This is a genomic window from Microcella daejeonensis, from assembly GCF_026625045.1.
Taxonomy (GTDB): Bacteria; Actinomycetota; Actinomycetes; order Actinomycetales; family Microbacteriaceae; genus Microcella; species Microcella daejeonensis.
This window is the reverse complement of record NZ_CP113089.1, coordinates 912,107-928,524: the sequence shown is the minus strand read 5'-3', so window position 1 is coordinate 928,524 and position 16,418 is coordinate 912,107. Positions and strand designations below refer to the sequence as shown.

Annotated in this window: 13 protein-coding genes; 10 read left to right on the top strand and 3 right to left on the bottom strand. The window is 71.8% G+C overall.

Annotation, left to right across the window (positions count from 1 at the left end; translation table 11 throughout):
* The first annotated feature begins 19 nt into the window (after positions 1–19).
* The 9 genes from OVN18_RS04480 to treZ all read left to right on the top strand — a co-directional run bounded on the left by OVN18_RS04480 (position 20) and on the right by treZ (position 11,709).
* On the top strand, positions 20–1,090 hold the full coding sequence (locus tag OVN18_RS04480; RefSeq protein WP_267782250.1) for a polyprenyl synthetase family protein: 1,071 nt from the start codon (positions 20–22) through the stop codon (positions 1,088–1,090).
* Positions 1,087–1,977, top strand: coding sequence for a phytoene/squalene synthase family protein (locus tag OVN18_RS04475; RefSeq protein WP_267782248.1), 891 nt, complete (start codon positions 1,087–1,089; stop codon positions 1,975–1,977). Before OVN18_RS04480 ends, OVN18_RS04475 begins: the two co-directional genes overlap by 4 nt.
* A complete protein-coding gene (gene crtI / locus OVN18_RS04470) occupies positions 1,974–3,548 on the top strand; it encodes a phytoene desaturase family protein (RefSeq protein ID WP_267782247.1) in 1,575 nt (524 codons plus the stop codon). The genes OVN18_RS04475 and crtI overlap by 4 nt, the downstream gene beginning before the upstream one ends.
* Positions 3,548–3,898, top strand: a complete 351-nt coding sequence (locus tag OVN18_RS04465) for a lycopene cyclase domain-containing protein (RefSeq protein WP_267782914.1) — start codon at positions 3,548–3,550, stop codon at positions 3,896–3,898. Before crtI ends, OVN18_RS04465 begins: the two co-directional genes overlap by 1 nt.
* Positions 3,895–4,212, top strand: coding sequence for a lycopene cyclase domain-containing protein (locus tag OVN18_RS04460; protein ID WP_267782245.1), 318 nt, complete (start codon positions 3,895–3,897; stop codon positions 4,210–4,212). Before OVN18_RS04465 ends, OVN18_RS04460 begins: the two co-directional genes overlap by 4 nt.
* Positions 4,209–5,072 (top strand): prenyltransferase, encoded by an 864-nt coding sequence (locus OVN18_RS04455; RefSeq protein WP_267782242.1) that lies wholly within the window; start codon positions 4,209–4,211, stop codon positions 5,070–5,072. Before OVN18_RS04460 ends, OVN18_RS04455 begins: the two co-directional genes overlap by 4 nt.
* A 120-nt stretch (positions 5,073–5,192) precedes the next feature.
* Positions 5,193–7,406: a glycogen debranching protein GlgX gene (glgX, locus tag OVN18_RS04450; protein WP_267782240.1), complete on the top strand. Its 2,214-nt coding sequence runs from the start codon at positions 5,193–5,195 to the stop codon at positions 7,404–7,406.
* Positions 7,403–9,790: a malto-oligosyltrehalose synthase gene (gene treY, locus OVN18_RS04445; RefSeq protein WP_267782239.1), complete on the top strand. Its 2,388-nt coding sequence runs from the start codon at positions 7,403–7,405 to the stop codon at positions 9,788–9,790. The genes glgX and treY overlap by 4 nt, the downstream gene beginning before the upstream one ends.
* A complete protein-coding gene (gene treZ / locus OVN18_RS04440; protein WP_267782237.1) occupies positions 9,787–11,709 on the top strand; it encodes a malto-oligosyltrehalose trehalohydrolase in 1,923 nt (640 codons plus the stop codon). Before treY ends, treZ begins: the two co-directional genes overlap by 4 nt.
* Before the next feature lie 46 nt (positions 11,710–11,755).
* Here the strand turns inward: treZ and OVN18_RS04435 are convergent, their stop codons facing one another.
* On the bottom strand, positions 11,756–12,256 hold the full coding sequence (locus OVN18_RS04435) for a hypothetical protein (RefSeq protein WP_267738384.1): 501 nt from the start codon (positions 12,254–12,256) through the stop codon (positions 11,756–11,758).
* Positions 12,257–12,333: 77 nt separating this feature from the next.
* Positions 12,334–13,158, bottom strand: a complete 825-nt coding sequence (locus OVN18_RS04430) for an isocitrate lyase/PEP mutase family protein (protein WP_267782235.1) — start codon at positions 13,156–13,158, stop codon at positions 12,334–12,336.
* Positions 13,159–13,258: 100 nt separating this feature from the next.
* Between OVN18_RS04430 and OVN18_RS04425 the strand changes: the two genes are divergently transcribed.
* Entirely contained in the window at positions 13,259–14,566 is a 1,308-nt protein-coding gene (locus OVN18_RS04425) for an ATP-binding protein (protein ID WP_267782233.1), read from the top strand.
* Between the two features lie 298 nt (positions 14,567–14,864).
* Here the strand turns inward: OVN18_RS04425 and OVN18_RS04420 are convergent, their stop codons facing one another.
* Positions 14,865–16,322, bottom strand: coding sequence for an MFS transporter (locus OVN18_RS04420; RefSeq protein WP_407666065.1), 1,458 nt, complete (start codon positions 16,320–16,322; stop codon positions 14,865–14,867).
* Between the last annotated feature and the right edge of the window lie 96 nt (positions 16,323–16,418).

The following is a 16,418-nucleotide window of genomic DNA, read 5'->3' as shown; positions in this document are numbered from 1 at the left end:
CTCGCGCTAGTCTCGGGGGGTGGATCGACACGACCCGGTGAAGCTCGGCGCTGAGCGCGCGAGCATGGTCGACGCTGTGCTGGAGCGCTTCTTCAGCCTATCCAAGAAGCGCGCCGCGCCCCTGGGCGACCACTACGTGCACCTCTGGGGCCTGCTCGAGCGCAACACCCAGGGCGGCAAGCGGTTCCGCCCCCGCATGGTCATGTCCGCCTACGCCGGCTTCGGGGGCGACGACATGGATGCCGCTGCCTACGTCGGCGCGAGCTTCGAGCTGCTGCACACCGCCCTGATCGTGCACGACGACGTGATCGATCGCGATTTCGTGCGGCGGGGCATCCCGAACATCTCGGGGGCCTACCGCGATCACGCCGTCGACCGCGGAGCGAGCGTCGAAATCGCCGAGCACCGCGGCGTCTCGGCCGCCGTCATCGCGGGCGACCTGGCCCTGTTCAACGCCTACCGCCTGATCGACCGCAGCGGCGTCGGCTCGCCCGTGCGCGAGCGCCTGCTCGACGTGCTCGACGAGGCGATGTTCGCGAGCGCCGCCGGCGAGCTCATCGACGTCGACTTCTCGATCGCGCCGGGCATGCCGCTCGTCGACGACATCCTCACCATGGAGCGGCTCAAGACCGCGGTCTACTCCTTCGAGACCCCTCTGCAGGCCGGCGCCATCCTCGCCGGAGCCTCCGAGGCCGCCGTGACGACCCTCGGCGAGTTCGGCCGCGAGATCGGCATCGCGTACCAGATCATCGACGACGTGCTCGGGGTCTTCGGCGAGGAGGAGGCCACCGGCAAGACGACGATCGGCGACCTGCGCGAGGGCAAGCGCACCGTCATGATCGCCTTCGCCTGCTCGACGCCGGCGTGGGCGCGGCTGTGCGACCTCATCGGCAAATCCGACCTCACGGGGGAGGAGGCGATGGAGGCCCGGCTGCTGCTCATCGAGTGCGGCGCGAAGGCCTTCGCCGAGGATCTCGCCAGGGGGTACGCCCACCGGGCTCTCGCGCGCCTGGCCGAGCCGTGCATCCCCGCAGCGCTCCGTGACGAGCTGCACCCGATCGCCGAGACCGTCCTGAAGAGAGTGCGATGAACCGCCTGGAGCTGTACGACCGCGTCGCCGACGAGGTCGCCGCCGTCGTGATCCACCGCTACTCGACCTCGTTCGGGCTGGCCTCCCGGCTGCTCGGGGCGGGCGTGCGCCAGCACGTCGAGAACATCTACGCGCTCGTGCGCGTCGCCGACGAGATCGTCGACGGGGGCGTGACCGACGCGGGCCTCGACCTCGCGGCCGCCGGGCGGTACCTCGACGAGTTCGAGGCCGACACCAACCAGGCGATGGAGCACGGCTACTCGACCAACATCGTCGTGCACGCCTTCGCCCGCACCGCGCGCGAGGTCGGCTTCGGCCGCGAGCTCACCGAGCCCTTCTTCCACTCGATGCGCATGGACCTCACCGACACCGAGCACGATCGGGCGAGCTTCGACGAGTACGTCTACGGCTCGGCCGAGGTCGTCGGCCTCATGTGCCTCCGGGCCTTCGTGCAGGAACTCGACATGACCGAGGCGCAGAATGACCGCATGGTGCACGGCGCCCGCGCTCTCGGCGCCGCGTTCCAGAAGGTCAACTTCCTGCGCGACCTCTCGGCCGACTTCGAGTCGCTCGGGCGGAGCTACTTCCCCGGCGTGCGGGTCGACTCGTTCACCGAAGAGGAGAAGCACCGCTTGCTCGACGACATCGACGCCGATCTGCGCACCAGCGCCGCGGTCATCCCCGACCTGCCCGCCTCGAGCCGGCGCGCGGTCGCGCTCGCCCAGGGGCTCTTCGCCGAGCTCTCGGTGCGGCTGCGCCGCACCCCCGCCTCCGAGCTCGTGCGCGCGCGCGTGCGGGTGCCCGATCCGGTCAAGCTGCGCATCGCGGCCGGCGTGCTCGCCGGCCGCATCCCGACCCCCCGCCCCACCGCGGCGGTGACCGCGTGAGCCGCGCGCTCGTCATCGGCGGCGGCATCGCGGGCCTCGCGAGCGCCGCCCTGCTCGCCCGCGAGGGCCACCAGGTGACCCTCGTCGAGAAGCGCGACCAGCTCGGCGGCCGCGCCGGATCGTGGGAGGCCGACGGATTCCGCTTCGACACCGGCCCCAGCTGGTACCTCATGCCCGAGGTCTTCGACCACTTCTTCAAGCTCATGGGCACGAGCGCCGCCGAGCAGCTCGACCTCGTGCAGCTCGACCCCGGCTACCGCGTCATCACCGAGGGCGTCGAGGAGTGGACCGACATCGCCGCCTCGCGCGAGGAGAACATCGCGCTGTTCGAGTCGATCGAGAAGGGCGCGGGCCGCGAGCTCGAGCGCTACCTGGACTCGGCCCTCGACACCTACGAGATGGCGAAGAAGCGGTTCCTCTACACGAGCTTCCAGTCGTTCGGCCCGCTGCTCACGAGCGACGTGCTGCGCCGCGCGCCCAAGCTCGTCGGGCTGCTGCTGCAGAACCTCGACGACTTCGTGGCGAAGCGCTTCACCGACCTGCGGCTGCGCCAGGTGCTCGGCTACCCCGCGGTGTTCCTCGGCTCCTCGCCCTTCGACACCCCCTCGATGTACCACCTCATGAGCCATCTCGACCTGGCCGACGGCGTGCTGTACCCGATGGGCGGGTTCACCACGCTCATCGACCGCATCCACCACGTCGCGGTCGACCACGGCGTCGAGGTGCGCACCTCCTCGCCCGTCGCCCGCATCCTCGTCGACGAGCAGACGAGCGAGGCCCGCGGCGTCGAGCTCGTGAGCGGCGAGACGATCGAGGCCGACATCGTCGTCTCGGCCGCCGATCTGCACCACACCGAGACCCGCCTACTGCCCGAGCATCTGCAGACCTACCCCGAGAGCTACTGGCAGCCGCGCAACCCCGGCCCGAGCGCTCTGCTCATGTACCTCGGCGTCAAGGGCGAGCTGCCGAACCTCGAGCACCACACGCTGCTGTTCGCCGAGGACTGGCGCGAGAACTTCGAGGCCATCTTCGGCCCCGATGCGCGGATGCCCGAGCCGGCGTCGCTCTACATCTGCAAGCCGAGCGGGGTCGACCCCTCGGTCGCGCCCGAGGGCCACGAGAACGTCTTCGTGCTCGTCCCGGCTCCGGCCGACCTCAAGTTCGGCCGCGGCGACGTCGCGGGCGACGGCGACACCCGGCTCGAGGCCTACGCCGACCGCATCATCGCGCAGATCGCCGAGTGGACCAACACGCCCGACTTCGCGGAGCGGATCGTGCTGCGCCGCACCTACGGGCCCGGCGACTTCGCCGACGACCTCAACGCCTGGCGCGGCAGCATGCTCGGCCCGGCGCACACCCTCAAGCAGAGCGCCTTCTTCCGCAGCGGCAACGTCTCGAAGAAGGTGCGCGGCCTGTACTACGCGGGCGCCTCGACCATCCCGGGCATCGGGCTGCCGATGTGCCTGATCAGCGCCGAGGTGCTCATCAAGCGCCTCCGCGGCGACACCTCGACGGGCCCGCTGCCCGAGCCCCTCGAGGCGAGCAGGCCGGCGGCGGCGCCCGCGGCGTGATCGGCTTCAGCTACCTCATCGCCCTGCTCGTGTCGATCACGGGCATGGTGGTGCTCGATCGGCGGTTCGGCCTGTTCTTCTGGCGCGACGCGCGCCGGGCATCCATCGTGCTGCCGCTCGGCGTGGCCTTCTTCCTGCTCTGGGACGTGCTCGGCATCGCGCTCGGCATCTTCTTCCGCGGGCAGACGCAGTTCATGACGGGCGTGCTCGTCGGCACCGAGCTGCCGATCGAGGAGGTCTTCTTCCTGACGCTGCTCTGCTACAACACGATGAACGCCTACGGGGCGGCCGTGCTGCTCCTCGAGCGTCGGCGCGCGACGCGGTCGCGGGCGGGGTCGGCGGCGGGATGACGTACACGCTGCTCAACCTCGTGTTCCTGGCCGCGGTCGCGCTCGTCGCGCTCGCCGCGGTGCTCGCGCGCCGCTCCCCGAACTGGCGGGCCGTCGGAGCGGCGGCCGTGCTGCTGCTGACGCTCACCGCGATCTTCGACAACGTCATCATCGGCACGGGGCTCGTCGACTACGACGAGGCGCTCATCAGCGGGGTGCGCGTCGGGCTCGCCCCCATCGAGGACTTCGCCTACACGGTCGCGGCCCTCGTGCTGCTGCCGGCGGTGTGGGAGCTGCTGCCGCGCCGTCGCACGCGCGATGATGGTTCCCCGTGAGCACCTTCTCCCAGCTCGTCCTGAGCTCGCGGCCCCTCAGCTGGATCAACACGGCCTTCCCCTTCGCCGCGGCGTACCTGCTCACCACCAGTCGCATCGACGCCACGCTCGTCATCGGCACGATCTTCTTCCTCGTGCCGTACAACCTCGCGATGTACGGCATCAACGACGTCTTCGACTACGAGAGCGACCTGCGCAACCCGCGCAAGGGCGGGGTGGAGGGGGCGCTGCTCGATCCGCGCATCCACCGCACGACGCTCTGGGCGGCGGCGATCAGCTGCGCGCCGTTCCTCGTGTATCTCGTGATCGTCGGCGACCCGCTCTCGTGGCTCGTGCTCGCGATCAGCATGTTCGCGGTCGTCGCCTACTCCGCGAGGGGGCTGCGCTTCAAGGAGAAGCCGTTCCTCGACTCACTCACCTCGAGCACCCACTTCGTGAGCCCCGCCGTCTACGGCCTCGTGCTCGCCGGCGCCGCGTTCACCCCGGCCCTCTGGCTCATCCTCGTGTCGTTCTTCCTCTGGGGCATCGCGAGCCATGCCTTCGGAGCGGTGCAGGACATCGTGGCCGACCGCGAGGGCGGCATCTCGTCGATCGCCACGGTCATCGGCGGGCGGGCGACCGTGCGCCTCGCCGTCGTCGCCTACGTCGTCGCGGGGCTGCTGCTGCTCGGCACCGACTGGCCGGGACCGATCGCGGCGCTCGCCGCCCTGCCGTACGCGATCAGCACGGCGCAGTGGTGGAGCGTGCGCGACGAGGACGCCGAGGATGCGAACCGCGGCTGGAAGCGGTTCCTGTGGTTCAACTTCTTCGCCGGGGCGCTCGTGACGATGCTGATGATCGCCTGGACGCTCCTGCGCTGAGGCGGCCTCCGGCGATGGTGCGCGGCCGCCCTCGCCGTAAGCTGGGCATCCCCCTCACGGCCGCGGGCGCCCGTGCCGCGGTCGCCCCTACGCTGTGAGGCGATCAGGGAGGCACCCCCCATGCACACTTGGCCCGGAACCCCGTACCCGCTGGGTGCGACCTTCGACGGCAACGGCACGAACTTCGCCATCTTCAGTGAGGCGGCCGAGCGCGTCGACCTCTGCCTCATCGACATTGGCGCCGACGGCGAGCGCGTCGAGACCTGCGTCGAGCTCGTCGAGGTCGACGCCTTCGTCTGGCACGCGTACCTGCCGACCGTGCAGCCCGGGCAGCTCTACGGCTACCGCGTGCACGGCGTCAACGACCCCGCCACCGGCCGCCGCGCCAACCCCGCGAAGCTGCTGCTCGACCCCTACGCGAAGGCCGTGCACGGGCAGATCGACTGGGACGAGTCGCTGTTCCCGTACCACTTCGACGACCCCTCGGCGCAGAACGACCTCGACTCCGGCAAGCACGCCATGCTCGGCGTCGTCATCAACCCCTTCTTCGACTGGGCCGGCGACCGCCTGCCGCGGGTGCCGTACAGCCAGTCGGTGATCTACGAGGCGCACGTCAAGGGCCTCACCATGACGCACCCCGACATCCCCGAGGAGATCCGCGGCACCTACGCGGCCATCGGGCATCCCGCGATCGTCGACCACCTCAAGCGCATCGGCGTCACCGCGATCGAGCTCATGCCCGTGCACCAGTTCGTGCAGGACAAGCACCTCGTCGACCAGGGCCTCACCAACTACTGGGGCTACAACACCATCGGGTTCCTCGCCCCGCACAACGCCTACTCCTCCGCCGGCGACCGCGGTCAGCAGGTGCAGGAGTTCAAGAACATGGTGAAGTCGCTGCACGTCGCCGGCATCGAGGTCATCCTCGACGTGGTCTACAACCACACCGCCGAGGGCAACCACATGGGGCCGATCATCTCGTTCAAGGGCCTCGACAACGCCGCCTACTACCGGCTGATGGATGACGACCCGCAGTACTACCGCGACTACACCGGCACGGGCAACAGCCTTAACGTGCGCCACCCGCACTCGCTGCAGCTCATCATGGACTCGCTGCGGTACTGGGTGACCGAGATGCACGTCGACGGGTTCCGCTTCGACCTCGCCGCGACGCTCGCGCGCGAGTTCTACGACGTCGACCGCCTGTCGACCTTCTTCGACCTCGTGCAGCAGGATCCGATCGTCTCGCAGGTGAAGCTCATCGCCGAGCCCTGGGACATCGGCCCCGGCGGGTACCAGGTCGGCAACTTCCCGCCCCTGTGGACGGAGTGGAACGGCAAGTACCGCGACACCGTGCGCGACTTCTGGCGCGGCGAGGAGGGCACGCTCGGCGAGTTCGCCGCCCGCATCACCGGCTCGGCCGACCTCTACGAGGCCGACGGCCGCCGCCCGGTCGCGAGCATCAACTTCGTCACCGCGCACGACGGCTTCACCATGCGCGACCTCGTCTCGTACAACGAGAAGCACAACGAGGCCAACGGCGAGGGCAACAACGACGGCGAGAGCCACAACCGCTCGTACAACATGGGCGTGGAAGGCCCCACTGACGACCCCATCGTGCTCGCGCTGCGGGCGCGCCAGGTGCGCAACTTCCTCGCGACCCTGCTGCTCAGCCAGGGCGTGCCGATGCTCGCCCACGGCGACGAGCTCGGCCGCACCCAGAAGGGCAACAACAACGTCTACGCCCACGACGACGCGCTCTCGTGGGTCGACTGGGAGCACGCCGACCAGTCGCTCATCGAGTTCGTCGGCTCTCTCGTGCGCCTGCGCCGCGAGCACCCGACCTTCCGCCGCACGCGCTACTTCGATGGCCGCCCCGCGCGCCGCAGCGAGGGCGAGCCGCTGCCCGACGCCGTCTGGCTGCGCCCCGACGGCACCGCGATGGACGACACCGACTGGGAGTCCGGCTTCGGGCGCACCGTCGGCGTCTTCCTCAACGGCCACGGCATCCGGGGGCGGGATGACCGGGGCGAGCCCATCGTCGACCGCCACTTCCTCGTCTACTACTCGGCCCACACCGAGCCGATCGAGGCGACGCTGCCGCCCGCCGAGTACGGCGCGCGCTGGGAGCGGCTCGTCGACACGAGCGGTCTCGGTGACGCGGCCGCCGTGCTCGAGGCAGGAGCATCCATGCAGCTCGAGGGCATCAGCCTCGTCGTGCTGCGCGAGCACCAGGTCGCCGAGCACACCGTCGACGACGCCGTGGCGCTGTCGATCTCGTCGCCGCCGGCCTCGACCGAGACCTCCTCGATCTCGGTGGTGACGCCCGCGTGAGCCCCACCGACCTGCCCCGTTCCACCTACCGACTGCAGGTGAGCGCCGAGTTCACGCTCGAGCAGACGGCGGCGCTCGCCGACTACGTGCGCCTGCTCGGCGCCGACTGGCTGTACCTGTCGCCGCTGCTGCAGGCGACGCGCGACTCGAGCCACGGCTACGACGTCACCGACCACGGCCGGGTCGATGAGCAGCGCGGCGGGCCCGAGGGCCTCGAGCGGGCCGCCGCGGCCGCCCGCGCGCTCGACATGGGGGTGCTCGTCGACACGGTGCCGAACCACATGGGCGTCGCCGATCCGCGCCAGAACGACTGGTGGTGGCAGCTGCTGCGCGATGGCCGCGAGGGCCGGATGGCCGAGGCCTTCGACGTCGACTGGGCGTTCGGGCAGGGTCGGCTGCGCATCCCCGTGCTGGGGGAGGAGCTGGAGCGGGTTGTCGCCGACGGGCAGGTCTCGCTCGGCGAGGACTCCGTGACCGTCTACGGCACCGAGTACCCGCTGGCCGAGGGTTCGGCCGACGACGTCGCCGACCGCTCCGCTGCGACCCCCGACGAGCTGCTCGCCGTGCTCGGCCGCCAGCACTACGAGCTCGTGCACTGGACGCGGGCCGACGCCGACCTCAACTACCGCCGCTTCTTCGCCGTCAACACCCTCGCCGCCGTGCGCGTCGAGGTGCCGTGGGTGTTCGAGCAGTCGCACGCCGAGATCGTGCGCTGGGTGCGCGAGGGGCTCGTGCAGGGCATCCGCGTCGACCACCCCGACGGCCTGCTCGACCCGGGCGGCTACCTCGACGACCTCGCCGCCGCCACCGGGCACGCCCCGGTGTGGGTCGAGAAGATCCTCGAGGGCGAGGAGCAGCTGCCGGCCTTCTGGCAGGCCGCCGGCACCACCGGCTACGACGCCCTCGCCACCATCGACCGCGTGCTCGTCGACCCCGCCGGTCGCGGAGCGCTCGATGCGCTCGACGCCGCCCTGCGGGCCGAGGGCACGGATGCTCCGGCCGAGACCCTCGACTGGCACGCGCTCATCCGGCGCACGAAGCGCCGCATCGCCGACACCATCCTGCGCAGCGAGGTGCTGCGGCTCGAGCGCGAGCTGCCCGCTCCCGTTCCCGAGGCCGCCGACGCTCTCGCCGAGCTGCTCGCGTGCTTCCCGGTGTACCGCTCGTACCTGCCGGTGGGCGCCGAGCAGCTGGAGGCGTCGCTGACGGCGGCGCGGGCATCCCGCCCCGATCTCGCCGACGCCTTCGATGCGCTCGCCCCTCTGCTCGCCGATGCGGCGCAGCCCGTCGCGCAGCGGTTCCAGCAGTCGAGCGGCATGGTCATGGCGAAGGGCGTGGAGGACACGGCCTTCTACCGGGTCTCGCGCCTCGCCTCGCTCACCGAGGTGGGCGCCGACCCGGCCGAGTTCGCGGTCGACGTCGACGAGTTCCACCGCCGGCAGCTCGTGCGCCAGGGCGCCTACCCCGCCTCGCTCACGGCGCTGTCGACGCACGACACGAAGCGCGGCGAGGACACCCGGGCGCGCATCCACGTGCTGGCCGAGATCCCCGAGGCGTGGCGGACCCTGCTGGACGAGCTGCGCGCCGCCGTGCCGCTCGGCGACGGCCCGTTCGAGAACCTGCTGTGGGAGTCGCTCGTCGGCGCCTGGCCGATCTCGGCCGAGCGCGCGCACGCCTACGCCGAGAAGGCCGCGCGCGAGGCCGGCACGGCGACGACGTGGACGCAGCCCGACGAGGCCTTCGAGGCCCGCATGCACGCGGCCATCGACGCCGTGCTCGAGCAGGGCGGCGCGCTGCGCGCCCTCGTGGAGGACTTCGTCACCGCCGTCGCGCCCGCCGGCTGGTCGAACGGTCTCGCGGCCAAGCTGCTGCAGATCGCCACGCCCGGCGTTCCCGACGTCTACCAGGGCAGCGAGCTGTGGGAGACGAGCCTCGTCGACCCCGACAACCGCCGCCCGGTCGACTACGACGAGCGACGGATGCTGCTGGCCCGCATCGACGGCGAGGCCCCCTCGGCGACGCCGAACTGGATGCCCGGCATCGACGAGACCGCCGCCGCGAAGCTGCTCGTCACGAGCCGCGCCCTGCGCGTGCGCCGCGACCGGCCCGAGCTGTTCACCCGCTACGCCCCCCTGCCGGCACTCGGATCCGCCGCCGCCCACGCGATCGTGTTCGACCGCGGCGGCGCCGTCGCGGTCGCGACGCGCCTGCCGGTCGGCCTCGAGCAGGCCGGCGGCTGGGGCGACACCGTGATCGTGCTGCCGCAGCGTCCCGTTCTCGACGCGTTCACGGGGCGCCGCTACGACGGAGGCGAGCTGCGGCTGGCAGAGGTGCTCGGCACCTACCCCGTCGCCCTGCTCGTCGAGGAGGAGAACGACCGATGACCGAGAACCCCACCAGCGCACCAGCCCCGACCAGCGCACCCGCCTCGAGCAGCGCGGCCGACCCGTCGAGCGCGCCCGTCCCGACCAGCGCGCCGAGCGCCCCGACGGCGGAGCCGACCGCGCGCGACGCCCGCGTCTGGGCGCCGCGCGCCGCCGAGCTGGCCCTGCACCGCGTGCGATCCGAGGTCGTCGACCGCGTGCCGATGACCCGCGGTGACGACGACTGGTGGGTCGCGGAGGGGGCGCTCGAGCCGGGCGACCGCTACGGGTTCCTCATCGACGGGGACGAGCATCCTCGCCCCGACCCCCGCTCGCGCCGCCAGCCCGACGGCGTGCACGGGCTCAGCGCTCTCGACGACCCCGCCGCCTTCGCCTGGCTCGACGACGGCTGGCAGGGCCGCCAGCTCGCCGGCGCCGTCATCTACGAGCTGCACATCGGCACCTACTCGCCCGAGGGCACCTTCGACGGCGCGATCGCCCGCCTCGACCACCTGGTCGAGCTCGGTGTCGACATGGTCGAGGTGCTGCCCGTCAACGGGTTCAACGGCACGCACAACTGGGGCTACGACGGCGTGCTCTGGTTCACCGTGCACGAGCACTACGGCGGGCCCGAGGGCTACCGCCGCTTCGTCGACGCCTGCCACACCCGCGGCCTCGCCGTCGTGCAGGACGTCGTCTACAACCACCTCGGCCCGAGCGGCAACTACCTGCCGCTGTTCGGGCCCTACCTCCACGACGCCTCGGCGAACACGTGGGGCGACTCGGTCAACGTCGCGCACCCCGAGGTGCGCCGCTATGTGCTCGACAACCTCGCGATGTGGTTCGACGACTTCCACGTCGACGGCCTGCGGCTCGACGCGGTGCACGCGCTCGTCGACGAGAGCCCCGTGCACATCCTGCAGTCGATGGCGGAGGAGACCGACGCGCGCTCCGCCCACCTCGGCCGCCCGCTGACGCTCATCGCCGAGAGCGATCTCAACGACCCGCGGCTCATCCTGCCGCGCGAGGCCGGCGGCTACGGCCTCACCGCGCAGTGGAGCGATGACCACCACCACGCCATCCACGCCGCCGTCACGGGCGAGTCGAGCGGCTACTACGCCGACTTCGCGACGCGGGATGCCCTGCGCACGACCACGACGGGCGGGTTCTTCCACGCCGGCACGTACTCCTCGTTCCGCGAGCGCGAGCACGGCAAGCCGATCCCGGCCGAGGTGCCGACCTGGCGGCTCGTCACGTTCGCGCAGGACCACGACCAGATCGGCAACCGCGCCGCGGGCGACCGCATCTCGCAGAGCCTCACCGCCGACCGGCTCGCCGTCACCGCCGTGCTGAACCTCACCACCCCGTTCACGCCCATGCTCTTCATGGGCGAGGAGTGGGGCGCGCGAACGCCGTGGCAGTTCTTCACCTCGCACCCCGAGCCCGAGCTCGGGCGCGCGACGGCCGAGGGGCGGCTCGCCGAGTTCGTGAAGATGGGCTGGGACGAGTCGGCCGTTCCCGACCCGCAGGCGCTGTCGACCTTCGAGAGCTCGCGCCTCGACTGGAGCGAGTTGGAGGACGAGGAGCACGCGCGGCTGTTCCGCCTGCACCGCGCGCTCATCCGCCTGCGGCGCGAGACCCCCGAGCTCACCGACGCCCGTTTCGCGCACATCGCGGCGACGACGACCGGCCCCTCACCGGATGCCCGGCCGACGGCCTTCGAGATGCGCCGCGGCGCCGGACTCGTCGACCACTCCGCCGGACTCGTCGCCGTCTGCGCGGCCTTCGACGAGCCGGCCGAGTTCGACTGGAAGCGCGAGGCGGGCGAGCGCCTGCTCATCGCGACCTCGTCGCAGATCATGCTCGCGGCGGACGACGCGGTCGGTGTGAGCCGGCTCGTGCTGCCGGCCTGGTCGGCCGCGGTGGTGCGGGTGCGCTGAGGCGCGCGAGCCCTCGAGCCCCCGGGCGCGGGGCGGGGTCGGCGGTCTAGAGCCCGCCGCCCACGGCGATGGCGACGAGCAGCAGCACGGGCGCGAGCCCGAGCACGATGGCGACGCCGAGCGCGAGCGAGCTGATACCGCGGCCGCCGAGCTGCGGCGCCCGCCGCAGCCCGCGCGCGGCGAGCACGGCCGTGACGACGGCGGCGCTCGCCGAGATGACGAGCGTGAGCAGGACGACGCCGATCGGCTCCAGCCCGGGAACCGGCAGGGCGCCGGCGGCGGCGAACTGCTGCAGCACGAAGCCGGCGAGCACGGCGAGGATGCTCCCGCGCGCGAGCCGCGCATCCCGGTTGGGCCCGGGCCGCAGCGAGCGGGTCACCGCGGGGCTGAAGGCCGAGAACGGGCCGGGCTCCTTCTCGGCGCGGCCGATGAGGTCCGTTCCGTCGAACCAGCGCTCGTAGCCGGGCCTCTCGGGGTCGGGCTGCCAGCTCGGGCGCACGCGATCGGGGTCGCCCTCGTCGTCGTCATCGGGGTACGGGATGCTCACCCGCCCATTGTCGCCGACCGGGGCTGCCCGCCCGCCCGGCCCCGCCCGCCGAGCGTCTCGACGGGCGGGGCGACGCGCTACAGCTCGTACTTCGTGGCGAGCTCGGCGGGGTACTCGCCGCGGGCGGTGAGCTGCGCGGCGGCCGCGCCGAGATGGGCGAGCGTGAGGCCGAGCACCATCGGGCCGAACGAGACGCGGGCGACGCCGAGCTCGGCGAGGCGCTCGAGCGAGGGGGATCCGGGCATGGCGATGACCGAGATCGGCGCGCGCACGGCGGCGACGGCGTTCTCGATCATCGTCTCGTCGCGCAGACCGAGCATGAAGATGCTCGTGGCTCCCGCGTCGACGTAGGCGTTGGCGCGGTCGATGGCCTCGTCCCAGGCGTCGGGCGAGCCGGCGAGAGTGTCGGTGCGCGCGTTGATCGACAGCGGCACGCCGGCCTCGTCGGCGGCGGCGCGGGCGGCGGCGACGCGCTCGGCGGCCTCGGCGAGGGGGCGGCGCGGGCCGGTGGCGCCCTCGAGCGAGTCCTCCATGTTGAGTCCGGCGGCGCCGGCCTCGATGAGGCGGGCGACGTTCGCGCGCACGCCCGCGGCGTCGGGCGCGTAGCCGCGCTCGAAGTCGATGCTCACGGGCAGGTCGGTGGCGCCGGTGATGCGGCGGGCCGCGTCGAGGGCCATGTCGACGGGCATCCCCTCGCCGTCGGCGACGCCGTGGGCGAAGGCGACCGCGTGGCTGGCGGAGGCGAGCGCGCGCACGCCGGGGGTGCGGGCGACGATGCGGGCGGTGATGGCGTCCCACACGTTGACGACGACGAGCGGGTCACCGGGAACGTGCAGCGCGGCGAGGGCGGCGGCCTTGTCGGCGGTGGAGGGGGTCGGTGCGGGGGCAGCGGTGTCAGTCATATCTCCAGCCTGGCATCGCGCGCTGGGGCGTCGAGGGGGCTGGCGGCGGAATCCCAGCGGAGCGCCGACCAGTCATCAGAATCCCCTGCCACCATGCGCCATGACATCGATGCGCCTGCGCGACTACCAGCCCGCCGATATGGATGCCGTGCTGCGCCTGTGGGACGAGGTGCGCACCGAGGGCGTCGAGCCCGTCTACGCGCTCGCCGAGGTCCTCGCCTCCTGCGAGAAGGACTACGCGGTGGTCGCGGCCGACGGCGATCGCGTGCTCGGCGTCGCCGTGGCGAGGGCCGCGCACGACCAGGGCTGGATCGTCTTCCTCGCCGTCACCGCTCCCGCCCGGGGTTCGGGCATCGCCGGCAAGCTGCTCGCGGCGCTCGAGCAGCGCATGGCGCCGTCGGGCCTCACCAAGCTGTCGATCCTGGTGCCCGACGAGCAGCAGCAGATCGGTGCCCTCACCCGCGCGGGTTTCGCCGATCGCGCGCACCTGAGCTACTTCGAGCGCGAGATCCCGGTGAAGCAGCGCGAGCTGGCGGTGCTGCGCGACCTCGGCGGGCGCATCCTGCCCCGCGATCTGTGGGGGTCGATCGCCGGCATGCAGACCGAGAAGGAGCTGCTCGAGCGCCGCCTCGTGCTGCCGCTCGCCGACCCGGGCCTCGCCGATCAGTTCGGCGTGCAGGCCCCGCGGTCGATCGTGCTGTTCGGCCCTCCCGGCACGGGCAAGACGACCTTCGCGAAGGCGGTCGCCTCGCGGCTGCAGTGGCCCTTCGTCGAGGTGTTCCCCTCGCGTCTCGCACACGGGCCGCAGGGGCTCGCGGGCGGCCTGCGCGAGACCTTCACGCGCATCGCCGAGCTCGACCACGTCATCGTCTTCATCGACGAGGTGGAGGAGATCGCGGGGCAGCGCGGCGGCGAGCCGCCCTCGGCCATGCAGGGCGTCACCAACGAGCTGCTGAAGATCATCCCGGCCTTCCGCGACTCCCCTGGCCGCCTGCTGATCTGCGCGACGAATTTCATCCGAGCGCTGGATGCCGCCTTCCTGCGGCACGGACGCTTCGACTACGTCATCCCGATCGGACTCCCCGACGCCGCCGCGCGCGAGGCCATCTGGGGCCGCTACATCCCCGAGCAGGCCGCGGAGTCGATCGATCTCGCGCTGCTCGTCGCGCGGACCGACGGCTACTCGCCCGCCGACATCGAGTTCGCCGCCCGTTCCGCCTCGCAGGCGGCGCTGGAGCAGTCGGTCTTCGGCGTCTCGTCGGTGGAGTGGGCGGCGGGGCCGGAAGGGGCGCTCACGGGCCCCTCGACCGCCGACTACCTCGCGGCGATCGATCGCACGCGGGCGACGGTGTCGTCGACGGAGGCGTTCGAGTTCCGCGAGGACATCGCGGCGCTCGCCCGCACCTGAGCGCGCGGGCCGGCGCGCGGCGCCGTGCGCGGCCGAGTCGGCTGCGCACCGTGCGCCCCGGCTTCGGCGGCCGGTGCGGTGATCACCCCTCTGCTCCTTCCACTCTGCAGGACTTCGTCGACTTATCCTCGCGATGATCCTGCAGAGCAGAAGGAGCTCAAGCCTGAATGTCGAGAGCTCGCCGTGGGTGATCGAGAGCGCCACGTCGGGGTTGTTGCGTTCGACCCGTGCCTCACGACGAGCGCGCCGCACGCCCGGCGCGCCCACCTCGTGCAGCGCGACTGCGCGCCGCCCGCACCTACTCGATGACGTTCTGCTTCGCCTTCACCGGCAGCATGAGCAGCAGTCCGGCGAGCAGAACGAGCACGATGCCGATGATGCCGAAGCGGGTGTCGCCGGTCGCTGCGACGAAGAGGCTGAAGAGCCCCGGAGCGAGGAACGACACGGCGCGGCCGGTCGTGGCGTAGAGGCCGAAGATCTCGCCCTCGCGGCCGGGAGGGGTGATGCGCGCGAGGAACGAGCGGCTCGCGGCCTGCACGGGCCCGACGAAGAGCGTGAGGAACAGGCCCGCGACCCAGAACCCGATCTTCGCGTCGCCGATGAACAGCACCGCCGAGCCCGCGATGACGAGGCCGACGAGCGCGCCGATGATGACGCGCTTGGCGCCGAAGCGGTCGTCGATCCAGCCGCCGATGAAGGTGCCGATGCCGGCGAAGACGTTGGCGGCGACGGCGAAGTAGATGACCTCGGCCGAGCTGAAGCCGAAGACCTGCGCCGCGATGATCGCCCCGAAGGTGAACACCGCCGCCAGGCCGTCGCGGAACACCGCGCTCGCGAGAAGGAACAGCAGCACGTTCGGGCTCTTCTTCGCGAGGCTGCGGACCGTGCGCCAGAGCTTCGCGTAGCTGCCGAGGAAGGAGACGCTGTTCGTGCGCTCCTGTGCGGGGATCTCGGGCACGCGGCGCAGCACGGGGATGGCGAAGATCGCGAACCAGATCGCCGAGACCACGATCGCCAAGCGGATGTCGAGAGCGCCGCCGTCGGCGCCGAAGGGCACATTGAGGAGCCCGTTGCCGGTCTCGCTGCCGAAGCTCTGGATGAACAGCACCAGCAGGATGATGAGCAGCACGATGCCGCCGACGTAGCCCATGCCCCAGCCGAAGCCCGAGACCCGGCCCACGGTCGACGGCGTCGAGACCTGCACGAGCATGGCGTTGTAGTTCACGCTCGCGAACTCGAAGAAGATGTTGCCGAGCGCGAGCAGGGCCGCACCCAGGTAGAGGTACGCGGGAACCGGTGCGACGAAGAACATCGCGAGCATGACGACGACGACGAGCCCGGTGTTGATGGCGAGCCAGAACTTGCGGCGACCGGAACCGTCGGAGCGCTGTCCGAGGATGGGCGCGAGCAGGGCGATCAGCACCCCCGCGATCGTGAGCGCCCCCGAGATGACGGTCGTGTTGGCGGCCTCCGCGGCGACGAGCGCAGCATCCCTCTCGTTGTCACCGGCCGCCGCGACGATGGCGGGGTCGATGAACAGCGAGCTGGCCAGGTAGGTGCTGAACACGAAGGTGGTGACGACGGCGTTGAAGGATGCCGAACCCCAGTCCCACAGCGCCCAGGCCCGCACCATGCTCTTCGGTACGGCCTTCTCCTGCAGAGTCGCCTGCCCGATGGTGCCGACGGCGCGCGTGTTCGAGACGCGGGGAACAGGGGGCACGGGGCCGACGCCGTCGTCGGTGGGCTCGTCGCTCATGGGCTCACGGTACCCGCGAGGAGTGAACGGGCGGTAGCGGCGCGACCGCGGCAGGCGTCCGGGGGTGTCTGCCCCACTTCGGGGCTCATTCGCGCG